At 45.2% G+C, this 13,641-nt stretch carries 11 protein-coding genes; 6 read left to right on the forward strand and 5 right to left on the reverse strand.

Annotation, left to right across the window (positions count from 1 at the left end):
- Nucleotides 1-56: 56 nt before the first annotated feature.
- Both nirB and nirD read left to right on the forward strand, forming a co-directional pair.
- On the forward strand, nucleotides 57-2,621 hold the full coding sequence (gene nirB / locus RT084_RS10345; RefSeq protein ID WP_312385947.1) for a nitrite reductase large subunit NirB: 2,565 nt from the start codon (nucleotides 57-59) through the stop codon (nucleotides 2,619-2,621).
- Between the two features lie 67 nt (nucleotides 2,622-2,688).
- On the forward strand, nucleotides 2,689-3,009 hold the full coding sequence (gene nirD / locus RT084_RS10350; RefSeq protein WP_224053449.1) for a nitrite reductase small subunit NirD: 321 nt from the start codon (nucleotides 2,689-2,691) through the stop codon (nucleotides 3,007-3,009).
- A 64-nt stretch (nucleotides 3,010-3,073) separates the two neighbouring features.
- On the opposite strand, the gene cobA is transcribed toward nirD, so the two are convergent.
- The 5 genes from cobA to RT084_RS10375 form a co-directional block, all read right to left on the reverse strand.
- The gene (gene cobA, locus RT084_RS10355) at nucleotides 3,074-3,940 is read right to left on the reverse strand and encodes a uroporphyrinogen-III C-methyltransferase (RefSeq protein WP_099807652.1); all 867 of its coding nucleotides are present in this window, start codon (nucleotides 3,938-3,940) and stop codon (nucleotides 3,074-3,076) included.
- Between the two features lie 146 nt (nucleotides 3,941-4,086).
- Nucleotides 4,087-4,644: a molybdenum cofactor guanylyltransferase gene (gene mobA / locus RT084_RS10360; RefSeq protein ID WP_312385951.1), complete on the reverse strand. Its 558-nt coding sequence runs from the start codon at nucleotides 4,642-4,644 to the stop codon at nucleotides 4,087-4,089.
- 42 nt (nucleotides 4,645-4,686) lie between these two features.
- Nucleotides 4,687-5,220 (reverse strand): molybdenum cofactor biosynthesis protein B, encoded by a 534-nt coding sequence (gene moaB / locus RT084_RS10365; protein ID WP_312385952.1) that lies wholly within the window; start codon nucleotides 5,218-5,220, stop codon nucleotides 4,687-4,689.
- Between the two features lie 207 nt (nucleotides 5,221-5,427).
- Complete coding sequence (locus RT084_RS10370) at nucleotides 5,428-7,056, reverse strand: BCCT family transporter (RefSeq protein ID WP_313099838.1); 1,629 nt, start codon at nucleotides 7,054-7,056, stop codon at nucleotides 5,428-5,430.
- Between the two features lie 594 nt (nucleotides 7,057-7,650).
- Nucleotides 7,651-8,073 carry an Lrp/AsnC family transcriptional regulator gene (locus RT084_RS10375; RefSeq protein ID WP_219330845.1) on the reverse strand — a complete coding sequence of 141 codons (423 nt, stop codon included), beginning with the start codon at nucleotides 8,071-8,073 and terminating at the stop codon, nucleotides 7,651-7,653.
- A gap of 198 nt (nucleotides 8,074-8,271) precedes the next feature.
- Here RT084_RS10375 and RT084_RS10380 point away from each other — a divergent pair, with 198 nt between their 5' ends.
- The 4 genes from RT084_RS10380 (at nucleotide 8,272) to astB (ending at nucleotide 13,627) form a co-directional block, all read left to right on the forward strand.
- The gene (locus tag RT084_RS10380) at nucleotides 8,272-9,507 is read left to right on the forward strand and encodes a bifunctional succinylornithine transaminase/acetylornithine transaminase (protein WP_312385954.1); all 1,236 of its coding nucleotides are present in this window, start codon (nucleotides 8,272-8,274) and stop codon (nucleotides 9,505-9,507) included.
- Between the two features lie 17 nt (nucleotides 9,508-9,524).
- Nucleotides 9,525-10,562: an arginine N-succinyltransferase gene (gene astA / locus RT084_RS10385; RefSeq protein ID WP_313099841.1), complete on the forward strand. Its 1,038-nt coding sequence runs from the start codon at nucleotides 9,525-9,527 to the stop codon at nucleotides 10,560-10,562.
- A 149-nt stretch (nucleotides 10,563-10,711) separates the two neighbouring features.
- Nucleotides 10,712-12,226, forward strand: coding sequence for a succinylglutamate-semialdehyde dehydrogenase (gene astD, locus RT084_RS10390; protein ID WP_409455605.1), 1,515 nt, complete (start codon nucleotides 10,712-10,714; stop codon nucleotides 12,224-12,226).
- 54 nt (nucleotides 12,227-12,280) lie between these two features.
- Nucleotides 12,281-13,627, forward strand: a complete 1,347-nt coding sequence (gene astB / locus RT084_RS10395; protein WP_313099843.1) for an N-succinylarginine dihydrolase — start codon at nucleotides 12,281-12,283, stop codon at nucleotides 13,625-13,627.
- Nucleotides 13,628-13,641 lie beyond the last annotated feature (14 nt).

Raw genomic sequence — 13,641 nt, forward strand, 5'->3', positions numbered from 1 at the left:
TTTAATATCATGATGGCTTTATGAAGAATAAACCAGCGTTAAATCAAGGACAAAGCATGAAAAATCTTATCGTCGTCGGTAATGGGATGGTCGGGCACCACTTTATCGAAAAAGCGATTGAAAAACGCCTACACCAAACTTACCAAATCCATGTGTTTAGTGCTGAGAGTCGCCCTGCCTATGACCGTGTCTATTTATCCAGTTATTTTGAACATAAAGACGCCAGTCAGCTTAATTTAGTGGATCTGGCAAACTATGAGCAAGCGGGCATTACTTTGCATTTGGGTGAAGGCGTCGCAAGTTTTGATGCGCAAACCAAAACCCTTATCACCAGCAAGGGCAACACCTTAGAATTTGAAAAATTGGTGTTAGCAACAGGCTCGTATCCGTTCGTACCCCCAGTACAGGGCAATGACCATGCCCACTGCCATGTGTATCGCACCATTGATGACTTAGACGCCATCATCGCCACCGCCGCCAATTCTCGAGTACAGCGTGGCGTGGTTGTGGGTGGCGGTCTGCTCGGACTTGAAGCCGCAAAAGCCTTGGTCACTTTGGGGTTAACCACGTATGTGGTCGAGTTTGCTCCACAATTGATGGGCGTTCAGCTTGACGCTGCCGGTGGTGAGCTGCTGAAAAAGAAAATCGAAGACTTGGGCGTCACCGTTTTGACAGGCAAAAACACCCAACAAATCATCGACAACCATGATGATGATGCCAGTTTTTTAACCATGCAGTTTGCTGACGGCACTTTGCTCGATACCGACTTGATTTTATTTAGTGCAGGGATTCGCCCTGAAGATACCATTGCACGAGATTCTGGAATCAAACTTGGTGAACGTGGTGGAATTGCCATTGACGATATGTGTCAAACGAGCGAGCCAGATATTTATGCCATTGGTGAATGTGCGTTATGGGACAACAAAATTTATGGGCTGGTTGCTCCAGGCTACACCATGGCAAGCGTGTGTGCGTCACAAATAGCAGGTGAGCATGACAGCCTATTTGACGGTGCGGACATGAGTACCAAACTTAAACTCATGGGCGTCGATGTCGGCAGTATTGGCGATGCCCATGGCAAAATCAAAGACAGTTTAAGCTTTGTCTACCAAAACCCAAAAACAGGCGTGTATAAAAAATTAGTCACCTCGGATGATGGCAAACGCTTGCTCGGTGCGGTACTTGTGGGTGATACCGAAGATTACAGCAACTTGCTCCAGTTATTTTTAAATGGTATTGATTTACCCCTACAACCTGAAAGCTTGATTTTACCAAATGTCGAAAAGCCCGTTATGGGCGTTGAAAATCTGCCTGATACCGCTACCCTATGCTCATGCTATAACGTTAATAAAGGTCAAATCTGCGCAGCAGTGGACAATGGTGCCATGACTTATGAAGACATCAAGAGCTGCACCAAGGCCAGTACAGGCTGTGGCGGTTGTGCCCAAATCGTCAAAGATACCTTAGTGTCAGAACTCAAAAAGCGCGGTATCGAAGTCAAAAATCATATCTGTGAGCATTTTGCTTACTCTCGCCAAGAATTGTATCACTTGGTGCGCGTCAGCAATATCCACACCTTTGAAGAGATGATTGAAAGACACGGACACGGTGATGGCTGTGAAATTTGTAAACCAACGATTGGCTCGATTTTGGCGTCTTGCTGGAATGACTATATCTTAGATAAACCGCTGGTTGCGCTACAAGATACCAATGATGCTTTCTTGGGGAATATCCAAAAAGATGGTACTTACTCAGTCGTACCAAGGATTGCAGGTGGTGAAATTACCGCCGAAAAACTCATTGTCTTAGGTGAGGTAGCACGCGACTTTGGACTGTATACCAAAATCACTGGCGGTCAACGTGTTGATTTGTTCGGGGCTCGCAGCGACCAATTGCCCGATATTTGGGAACGCTTAATCAACGCAGGTTTTGAAACAGGGCATGCCTATGGCAAGTCTTTGCGTACCGTCAAATCTTGCGTCGGTAGCACATGGTGTCGCTATGGCGTGGATGATAGCGTCGGCTTGGCCATCGAACTGGAAAACCGCTATAAAGGCTTACGCTCACCGCATAAAATCAAATTTGGGGTATCGGGGTGTACCCGTGAATGTGCTGAAGCCCAAGGCAAAGATATCGGTATTATCGCCACCGAAAACGGCTGGAACCTATACGTCTGTGGCAATGGCGGCATGCGTCCTAGACATGCTGAACTATTTGCCAGTGATTTGGACACAGCCACGCTGGTTAAATATATAGACCGTTTCTTAATGTTTTATATCAAAACTGGCGACCGCTTACAACGCACGTCAGTCTGGCGTGAAAAAATGGAAGGTGGTCTTGAGTATATTCAAGACGTGGTTATCAATGACAGCTTGGGCATTGCTCATGAGCTTGAAACCCAAATGCAAGCGGACATTGACGCGTATCAATGTGAATGGAAAACCACCCTTTCTGACCCAGAACGTTTAAAACGTTTTAAGCACTTTATCAACAGTGACAAAGTCGATGACAACGTGGTGTTTGTCGAAGAGCGGAGCCAAATTCGCCCTGCAACGGCTGAGGAAAAGCAAGGATTAGCTTACAACGCTATTGCCGCCCAAGCGGACATCGAGCTTGCTTAATGGTTAACCATAGCAAAATGGCGCTAATTTAGCCTGCCATTTTCAATCAAAACAATGGAAAATTACTATGAATGAAATCTGTAAAATTGACGATATCATCCCCGAGACAGGCGTGTGTGCGCTGGTAAACGGTGAGCAAGTGGCTATCTTTCGGACCCATCATGACGAAGTATATGCCATGCATAACTTTGACCCATTTAGCAAGGCTAATGTCATTTCCAGGGGACTACTCGGTAGCTGTGAAATTGATGGACAAAAGGTACGATATGTCGCGTCACCTATGTATAAACAACGTTTTGACTTGGCAACAGGTAAGTGTCTTGATGATGAGCGAGTTTCGTTAAGATCGTATCCAGTTAAGGTCAATCATGGCGTGGTGTTTATTTAACTAAATGCCGACAATATATAAAGGGGTATAGAAATCATGCCCCTTTATCTTTACCCCAATCAAACTACACCACTAATTGTTGATAATATTGCCGACTGGCATTTAACTCATTATATAGTGATACGACTTCGCCCATGATCATCACTGCAGGGGAAGGCAGTTTGGCAATATTTTGTAGCGTTTGAATGGTATCAAGTGTCCCGATTAATACCTGTTCATTCTCTCGGCTGACATTGGAAATAATGGCAAATGGAGTATCGGCTGATTTACCTGCTTGCAACAAGCCTTGTGTCAGCGATGGCAAGGTATTTAACCCCATATAAAAAATCACCGTTTGATTATCGGCAAGCAGCTCTGCATATTGCTCATTTGGCGTGTCTGCCTTCAAGAATCCTGTCACAAATTTGACGGATTGCGCATAGTCACGATGGGTGAGCGGAATATTGACGCTATTGGCGACTGCTAGCGCGGTGGTAATGCCAGCAATCGATTCACACGCCACCCCTGCACCAATCACGGTTTGCATTTCTTCACCGCCCCGCCCAAAGATAAACGGGTCGCCCGACTTTAAGCGTACAATAGTTTTGCCTTGTTGCGCTAGGGTGACCAATAAGCCATTGATGTTTTGCTGGGACATGCTGTGCTTGTGGCATTTTTTACCGACATAGATTTTTTCTGCCGTTGTGTTAAGTGCCAAAATCTCATCACTCACCAGATTGTCATAACAAATCACATCCGCTTGCAAGATGGTTTTATAGGCTTTGATGGTCAAGAGTTCGGGGTCGCCTGTACCTGCACCAACCAGATACACTTTGCCCTGATTTTGTACAGCTTTTGCATGTTTGGTGGTTATAGGAAGGTCAAAACGATTTTCTTTCACGGTGTCATGGGGAAAAAATTCAACACTCACAGGGCTACTGATTGAAGGCATAGCAGTTTTCCAACATAATCAAACAAGGTAATTTAAAAATGCAATTACCATGCCTAAATTTTAACTCATACCCTTAATCCTACCCTTAACTGATGAAATTATTTTATATCCTGTTAATGTGAATAATTTCCCAAAATTTGACCTATTTATCCTATTTCATTGAGTGAGTTCAACGCCAAATCAAATTCATTTTTGGTATTAAAATTTGCTAAAGTTATCCATTCATTCGGCAGTGCAGCGGTTTGTATTTTTTTATCCGCCAAAAATTTCATCACTGCGCGCTGACCCTTATCCAAATAATCCTTTAATTTTATTAATAAATCCGTACGATACAAACCCAACAATGGATAATCTTTTTCAGCTTTTAAATAAATCACCGCTTCATTATCGGTTGCCGCATAATGCAACTTATCAAAAACTTGATTGGCTTGAACCAAACTATCACAGCTTATCACCAGTAAATAATGGTAAGGAGACATGACTTGATTCATGGCACTTGCCATGGCTGATAACGCCCCTGCCCCTTTGCCATCTTGTTGATTTGGCAGATAATCATCAATGATTTTGACGGTTGTATCATGACATAAGCCCTTACCATTATCCGCCACCATTACAGGGACATTTAAGCATTTGGCATGACGAATATGAAAATCAAGCAAAGTTTCGCCATTTGGCAAGCTTAATAGCGCCTTGGGCGAACCCATTCGAGATGATTCACCCCCGCCAAAATCACCACTCCTGCCAATTTAATGGTCATGTTTTGGATTTTCACGCATCAGATGGGGCACAAAGTTACATGGACGGGTACGGTTGTCGAGCTGTTCTTTGATGATGCCTTTCCAGCCTGTGCGACAGGCACCCGAGGAGCCAGGTAAACAAAAAATCACCGTATTATTCGCCATGCCTGCTAGGGCGCGAGATTGCAAAGTTGACATGCCGATTTCATCACGAGATAACGCGCGGAACATCTCACCAAACCCTTGTACTTCTTTATCAAACAGCGGGCTTAGGGCTTCAGGGATTTGGTCACGGATATAAAAACCTGTCCCGCCCGTGGTAATGATAGCGTGAATCGCAGGGTCGGCAATCCATTGACTCACGATCGCACGGATTTGATAAATATCATCGGTGCGTATGGCTCGCTCCGCCAGAGTATGCCCTGATTCGACAAGGCTATCGGCTAGGTATTGACCAGAGGTATCTTCTTCTAAACTTCGGGTGTCTGATACAGTTAAGATTGCGATATTAAGCGCAATAAAAGGTTTTTCAGGCTTGCTCATTGGGGTTTCCTCATTATTTGATGGGCATACAATTTTATGGGCATATCAAATATTGCCATAGATTAGGCGTTTGTTATAGCGTTTTTCTTTGTAACGCATGTCTAGGCTGTCACTCTGTCAATTAACGCCCAGTGGTTGACTGCGTAGACAGGCATCAGCTTTGCGACGCTTGCACCCGTGCATTTATGTTAATCAAGAAAAACAATATTAGTCATCTTTAGCCACCACGGGCGGACCGAGCAATAAATGTTCATCAATAAACTCATTTGCTGAATTATGCTCAGCAGACTCTGCCGTGATATACCATTGTTGATTACGGTACAAGGTCAATCTATCACGTGTCAGCCCTCGCCATAAACAATACATCATCACAAACACCACGATGGCAAACGGAAAGCCTGCAATAATCGCGACCGCTTGCAACGCAGATAACCCCCCTGCCACCAATAACACCGCAGCAATCACTCCTTGGCTCAATGCCCAAAATAACCGCTGGATTTTTGGCGGATTGGTATCGCCGCCTGCGGTGAGCATATCAATCACAAGGCTTGCCGAATCTGACGAAGTGACAAACCACAACATAATCATCACCACAATCACCAGCGTCACAGGCTTGGTTAAAGGATAATATTCAATCAGTTTAAAAATCGCACTACCATAATCGGCTTTGACTGCTTCTATCAGCCCATAATTGCCCATCAATTCCATATGTACCGCGCTGCCGCCAAAAGTGGTAAACCAAAAGAACAACAACAGCATCGGGATAAATAACACCCCAAAAATAAACTCTCTGATAGTACGACCCCGAGAAATGCGCGCCACAAAAATTCCCACAAATGGCGACCAACTCACCCACCATGCCCAATAAAAAATCGTCCAATTTGCCTGCCAATCCGTATTGCTATACGCCTCACTCCAAAATCCTAGTGGAATAAGTTGACTGACATAATTGCCGATATTTTCAATAAAACTATCGATGATAAACTGGGTCGGACCAAACAATAACATAAAACCAAGCAGCAACACAGTCAGTACAATATTGATATCGCTTAAGCGTTTAATCCCTTTATCCAGTCCCATCATCACTGATAACGTTGCCATCGCGGTAATAATTGCAATCAAACAAAGCTGTACCGGAATATTATTGGGAATACCAAACACATTGCTAAAGCCTGTGTTGATTTGCATCGCACCCAGCCCCAAGGATGTCACCACCCCAAACATCGTGCCAAACACCGCAAGGGTATCGACCACATGCCCCCATTTGCCATAGATTTTTTGACCAATCAATGGGTACAGTACCGAGCGAATCGACAACGGCAAGCCACGGCGATAATGAAAATACGCCAATGACAATGCCACGACACAATACAACGCCCACGCATGAATCCCCCAATGCAAAAACGAAATACTCATCGCTTGTTTAGCCGCTTCTACGGTTTCGGCTTGCCCCATCGGAGGCGACATAAAATGATATAACGGCTCTGCCGTCCCCCAATACAACAGACCAATCCCAATCCCCGCACTAAACAGCATCCCAAACCATGACAGTAAGCTATACTCAGGATGCTCTGTCTGATGGCCAAGCCGAATATCGCCATAACGACTCAAGGCAATATATAGGCTAAACACCACCGCGACATTCATTAAAATGATAAAAAGCCAACGAAAACGGTGGGTAATAAAAGACTGCAGTTGGTTAAAAACCTCACCTGCCAACTCACCAAATAACGAACCAAAAATAATAAATCCGACAATCAGCAATGCAGAGGCAATAAAAACAGGGCGATTAACCCGTGGGAAAGGGCCGAATTTTTCGACTTTCACAGAACTCATAAAGATATCTTTTCATTAGATTAACTGGAAAGCAACCTTAACAAATTATTTACAATAATTCAAATTACAGCAAGATTTAACAGGGCTTATATATTACAAAAACAAAACTAAGTTTTTGATTATGAAGAATATATATCTTAACATACTGTAACATTTCAGTAGAGCCGAGAAAATAGGATTAATTAATTTTATTTAATAACCCAATATCATTACGCAGGGGTTGATTCAACATACATCATCGGTTTATCTACTTTAATTTGGTTAACTGACGCCTCGTCTGGATTGCTACTCCATTGGATAATCAGGATGATTTCAATGATGGGCTTAAATGACGGACTTAAAGGTAAAACGCGTTAAGGCGTTAGTGGATTTTGGTTACAACAAATAGCATAGATAATAGCCATAGATAATAACATAGATAGATGGTAATCCCCCGACCATGCCAGCTACTTCACCGCAAAATAAAGCGAGATAATGCCGATTTTGTACCCATTTTATAACCATTTTATAACCCTTTTATAAATAGTCACTTTGTACATAAACACGCAATTTTTAGCTATGCCATTTCTAGCTATACCATCATGACGCACAACATCAGACTTTATAAGTTGTCAATAAAATGCTCGTTTCGGTATTATAAATCCCTGAAATTTTGCGAATTTGTTCCAATACCTTATCAAAATTTTGTAACGTATCTGCCGTGAGCTCTACCAATAAATCCCATTTACCATTTGTTGTGTGCAGTTCATGAACCGCGGGATTGAGACGCAGCTGTTGAACCACCAAACTTGCCTTATTACCTTCCACTTGAATACTCATCCACGCTCGAATCAAATTTTTTTCGGCAGTCGGCTTCATTCGAATGGTATAGCCTGTGATGATACCTTTTTTCTCCATGTATTCAATACGCTTCTGCACCGTAGTACGAGACAGCTTTAGTACGTCAGCAATCGCGCTAATCGACAAGCGGGCGTTGTCTCGTAATAAACCCAGAATCTTTTCGTCATTATCATTCATTTTGACTTTTCCTATTAGCAATTTGCTCATTATGAATTAATTATAGTCACTTTGTAACTTTTTTATTGGCAATTTGATTGTCTATACTAATTAACAAGCTTTGAATATTTTTATATTCAGCAATTTGCCAATGAATACTTAGTGTTTAACACCTTTTATACATAGTTATTTCTACCATTTTTTTGATAAGGAAATCGTATGACCACGCAATCGAACCCACCAACCCGCCAAGATTTTGATCAATACATGGTCCCTGTTTTCGCCCCTGCTTCGTTTATTTTGGTTAAAGGCGACGGGGCAAAACTGTGGGCACAAGATGGCAAAGACTATATTGACTTTGCTGGCGGTATTGCCGTGAACGCTCTAGGTCATGCTCACCCTGTGGCGGTGAAAGCCTTGATAGAACAAGGTCAAAAATTGTGGCATATCGGCAACGGTTATACCAATGAGCCTGTATTAAAACTGGCGAAACAGTTGGTTGATCATACTTTTGCCGACAAAGTATTTTTTGCCAATTCAGGGGCAGAAGCCAACGAAGCGGCACTCAAACTGGCGCGTAAAATCGGGCTTGCCAAGGGTAAAAGCAACATCGTGGCGTTTGACAATTCATTCCACGGTCGTACGCTGTTTACTGTGGCAGCAGGTGGTCAACCAAAATATTCAAAAGACTTTGCCCCACTACCTGGCGGTATTATTCACGTGCCGTTCAATGATTTAGCGGCGGCAAAAGCAGTGATTGATGAGCAAACGTGTGCAGTGATTGTTGAGCCAATTCAAGGTGAAGGCGGTGTGTTGCCTGCGGATGCTGAGTTTTTACAAGGCTTACGTCAATTGTGTGATGACAAAGGGGCGCTGCTGATTTTTGATGAAGTCCAAACTGGCGTGGGGCGTACAGGGGCGCTGTATGCTTATATGAATACAGGGGTTGTGCCCGATATCTTGACCACCGCCAAAGCGCTGGGTGGCGGTTTCCCGATTGGGGCGATGCTTACGACGGATGAATTTGCCAGTCAATTTGCGGTTGGCGACCATGGCACCACCTATGGCGGCAATCCACTTGCCAGCGCGGTTGCAGGCGCGGTGTTTGAGTTTATCAATACGCCTGAGGTGTTATCAGGGGTCAAGACTCGCTCACAGCGCATCATTGATAGACTACACGCCATCAACCAAACCTATCCTATTTTTGAGACCGTGCGAGGTCAAGGGTTGTTACTGGGGGCGGTACTAAAACCTGCCTATGCAGGCAAAGCCAAAGACATCGTTACCCTTGCTAGTGAAGAAGGCGTGTTGGTCTTGGTAGCGGGTTTAAATGTCGTTCGCTTTGCCCCCTCGCTGATTATTAGCGATGACGAAATTGACGAGGGCTTAAACCGTTTAGCGCGTGCGATTGCTCGCTTTGTCGCCAATCAACCCAATGCCAATCAAGCCAATTAAGTCGATAGGTGACCGCTATGTTTATCGTTCGACACGCAAGCGTCAATGACTTGGATGATATTTTTGTGTTGGCAGAAAAATCGGGTATTGGTATGACGACCCTGCCTGCCAACAAAGAAGTGTTATTAAGCCGTCTTAAACGCATCGAAAAAACCCTCAAAGGCGATGCCAAAAAGTGTGAGCAAGGCTATTTGTTTGTGCTTGAAGACACCGACAGCCAAAAAGTCGTGGGACTTAGCGGAATTGAGGTGGCGATTGGTTTGGGTGATTCGTTTTATACCTACCACGTCGGCAAACAGGTGCATTCTTCACAGAGTCTTGACACCCATAACATCATGAAAACCTTGATTTTGGGCAATGATTTGACGGGCAGTAGCGAGCTTTGTACCTTGTTTTTGGACGAAGACTACCGCCAAAACCACAACGGCAAATTATTGTCAAAAATCCGCTTTTTGTTTATCGCTGCCTTTTCGCAGTATTTTGAAGAAAAATTGATTGCTGAAATGCGCGGCTATTCAGATGAAAACGGGCGCTCACCGTTTTGGGATGCGGTGGGTAGTCATTTTTTTGATATCGATTTTGCCCAAGCTGATTATCTTACAGGCATTGGCAAAAAAGCCTTTATCGCTGAGCTGATGCCCCGCTTCCCCATTTATGTGGACTTGCTGACCGCTGAAGCCCAAGCCGTCATTGGCAAAACCCACCCAAAAACTTTGCCTGCTAGTAAAGTCCTAGAAAGCGAAGGATTAAAGTATCAAAATTATGTCGATATTTTTGATGCAGGTCCGACCTTAGAAGCCGAAATTTGCAATCTTCGAGCGGTGCATGACAGTCAGCTTGTGACCGTCACTATTAGCGATTCAACCGCTGATAACCCGTCTGATACTCAGCCATATTTGTGTGGCAATGATAATTATTTGGACTACCGAGCGTGCTTGCTTGAATTACCGAGCGAGCTTAACGGCGCCCTATCGTTGACCACAGAACAAGCCAAACAGCTTCATCTCACAGACGGTCAGAATGTGCGAGTGTTACCGCTCAATCCTACGCGTTAATGGGTTTATAAAAGTCGATTAACATTAGGTTAATTAACATCAGCCTAACAGCACCGCGTGACCGATAAAGCATTTTACCCAACTATTTATAGTTTTATAAAAGCTATGTTTTTGTAAAAAATGGCAATCAATCATTTAAGGAAGATAAGATGACAACCGTTGACAACAAACGCCCAAACAGCCTGCAGGCGACGCTACTTATTAATGGTGAATGGGTCACAGCTCACGGTGACGTGTGGCAAACAACCAACCCGGTGAGCCAAGCGGTGATTTGGCAAGGCAACGCAGCGACGGCGGAGGATGTTGAAGCGGCGTGTCAAGCGGCGCGTCAAGCGTTCCTCAGTTGGGCAAAAAAGCCGATTAGCGAGCGAATTGCGATTATCGAACGCTTTGCCAAATTGCTAGAAGACAACAAGACTGCCCTTGCCGAAATCATCAGCCAAGAGACCAGCAAACCCCGATGGGAAACCCTCACCGAAGTACAATCGATGATAGGTAAAGTGGCGATTTCGATTCGTGCTTATCACGAGCGCACGGGCGCGAGCGAAACCAAAATGGCAGATGGCGTGGCATCCTTACGCCATCGCCCGCACGGGGTACTGGCGGTGTTTGGTCCTTATAATTTTCCAGGACATTTGCCCAATGGGCATATCGTCCCTGCCTTGATTGCAGGCAATACGATTGTGTTTAAGCCCAGTGAGTTGACCCCATGGACTGCTGAAGCAACCGTCAAGCTTTGGCAACAAGCAGGTTTGCCCAATGGCGTTATCAACCTGGTGCAAGGCGGACGTGACACAGGGGTGGCATTGGCACAATCCAAGCACATCGATGGTTTGCTGTTTACAGGCAGTGCCAACACAGGCTATCAATTACATCAGCAGTTGGCAGGTCGTCCTGACAAAATCCTTGCCCTTGAAATGGGTGGCAATAACGCCTTGATTATTGATGACTTGGATGACAGTGAGCCAGACAGCCTAGATGCGGCAGTGAATTTAACCATTCAATCGGCGTTTGTCTCGGCAGGACAGCGTTGCACCTGTGCCCGTCGTTTACTGGTCAAAAATGGCAAAGCGGGAGATGCGTTTATTGAACGCTTGGTTGATGCCAGTAAAAAACTGGTAATTGGCGAATGGGACGCTAAGCCCCAGCCATTTATGGGCGGCGTGATTTCGCTAAAAGCTGCCAACGATATGCTAGCTGCCCAACAAAAACTCATTGAGTTGGGGGCAAAACCGCGGTTAATCATGCGGTCTGTTAAAGACAACAGCAGTCTATTATCACCTGCGATTTTGGATGTGACCGATGTCAAAGACATCCCTGATGAAGAATACTTTGGACCCTTGTTGTGCATTTATCGCTACAACGATTTTGATGCGGCGTTGCGTCTTGCCAATGACACGCGGTTTGGGTTGTCGGTAGGTTTGGTATCGCCAAAGCGTGACTTGTTTGAGCGTTTATTGATGGAAGCCCGCGCGGGGATTGTCAATTGGAACAAGCCTTTGACAGGGGCATCGAGTGCCGCACCGTTTGGCGGGGTTGGCGCATCGGGTAACCATCGTGCCAGCGCGTTTTATGCGGCTGATTACTGTGCGTGGCCGATGGCGTCGCTTGAGAGTGAGCAATTAACTTTGCCTGAGAAATTATCGCCAGGGGTTGTGTTGTAAGTTACTAAAATATTATCGAAGCGAATTTTTTAAATTAATCATAGGGATATAGGGATGTCAAAAACAGGATATGAAGTCAATTTTGATGGCTTAGTGGGGCCGACACACCATTACGCAGGGTTGTCATTTGGCAATGAAGCTTCAACCAGCAACCGTAACCATGTCGCGAACCCAAAACTTGCCGCCAAACAAGGCTTAATCAAGATGAAAGCCTTAGCAGATATGGGGCTAAAACAAGGCGTGATTGCCCCGCAAGCTCGTCCTCACTTGCCAAGTCTACGCCAACTGGGCTTCACAGGCGATGACGCCAATGTGATTCGTCAAGCGATGACAGTCTCGCCTAGTTTGCTGTCTAACTTGACCTCAGCGTCTTCGATGTGGGTCGCCAATGCGGCAACGGTTTCACCGTCAGCAGACAGTGACGATGGGCGGGTGCATTTTACCGCCGCCAATCTCAATAACAAATTTCATCGCTCGATTGAACACGACACTACAAGCAAAGTGCTCGCAGCGATGTTTAACAACCCTAATCACTTTGTTCATCATCCTGCCCTGCCGCCTGTGGCAATGTTTGGCGATGAAGGCGCTGCCAATCACAATCGCTTGGGGGCAAACTATGCTGACCCTGCGGTACAAGTCTTCGTGTATGGTCAGCAGTTTTTAGGTGGTGACATTGCACCCAAACGCTATCCTGCCCGTCAGTCGCTCGAAGCCAGTCAAGCCATCGCCCGTTTGCATGGTCTAGATGCGCAGCGAGTCGCTTTTATCCAGCAAAACCCCGATGCCATCGACCAAGGCGTGTTTCACAATGATGTGATTGCGGTGAGCAATCAGCAAGTATTATTTTGCCATGAAGCCGCTTTTGTCAATCAAGCCCAAGCGCTGGATGAGATTCGCCGTAAGATGGCAGTCATTGAGCGAGAATTGATTGCCATTGAAGTGCCTAGCAATCGAGTGACGATAAGCGATGCCGTGGCAACTTATCTGTTTAACAGTCAGCTTTTGACCCGCCCTGATGGTGGCATGACTATTGTCGTGCCTGAAGAATCTCGTCAGCACCCAGCGGTATGGGCGTATTTAAACGACATGATTGCTATGGGTACGCCGATTGATGATATCAAAGTGTTTGATTTACGAGAAAGTATGCGAAACGGTGGTGGTCCTGCGTGCTTGCGGCTGCGGGTCGCCCTCAACGACACCGAGCTACAGGCGGTCAATCCACACGTGTTGATGAATGATCGATTGTTTGAGCGTCTAAATCAATGGGTGGATAGCCATTACCGTGATTCGTTAAGCCAAGCGGATATCGGCGACCCTGCGTTAGTACAAGAGAGTTATGAGGCGTTGGATGAATTGACCCAGATTTTGCAGTTAGGCTCGGTGTATCATTTTCAGCAATAAAATTGACCAAGGTT

This window comes from Moraxella sp. CTOTU48717 (assembly GCF_032057165.1).
Lineage (GTDB): Bacteria > Pseudomonadota > Gammaproteobacteria > Pseudomonadales > Moraxellaceae > Faucicola > Faucicola tetraodonis.

Coding starts and splice junctions, on each gene's coding strand:
- astB (WP_313099843.1), top strand. CDS start 12,281: ATGTCAAAAACAGGATATGAAGTCAATTTTGATGGCTTAGTGGGGCCG.
- cobA (WP_099807652.1), bottom strand. CDS start 3,940: ATGCCTTCAATCAGTAGCCCTGTGAGTGTTGAATTTTTTCCCCATGAC.
- RT084_RS10375 (WP_219330845.1), bottom strand. CDS start 8,073: ATGAATGATAATGACGAAAAGATTCTGGGTTTATTACGAGACAACGCC.
- astD (WP_409455605.1), top strand. CDS start 10,712: ATGACAACCGTTGACAACAAACGCCCAAACAGCCTGCAGGCGACGCTA.
- mobA (WP_312385951.1), bottom strand. CDS start 4,644: ATGGGTTCGCCCAAGGCGCTATTAAGCTTGCCAAATGGCGAAACTTTG.
- moaB (WP_312385952.1), bottom strand. CDS start 5,220: ATGAGCAAGCCTGAAAAACCTTTTATTGCGCTTAATATCGCAATCTTA.
- RT084_RS10370 (WP_313099838.1), bottom strand. CDS start 7,056: ATGAGTTCTGTGAAAGTCGAAAAATTCGGCCCTTTCCCACGGGTTAAT.
- astA (WP_313099841.1), top strand. CDS start 9,525: ATGTTTATCGTTCGACACGCAAGCGTCAATGACTTGGATGATATTTTT.
- nirB (WP_312385947.1), top strand. CDS start 57: ATGAAAAATCTTATCGTCGTCGGTAATGGGATGGTCGGGCACCACTTT.
- nirD (WP_224053449.1), top strand. CDS start 2,689: ATGAATGAAATCTGTAAAATTGACGATATCATCCCCGAGACAGGCGTG.
- RT084_RS10380 (WP_312385954.1), top strand. CDS start 8,272: ATGACCACGCAATCGAACCCACCAACCCGCCAAGATTTTGATCAATAC.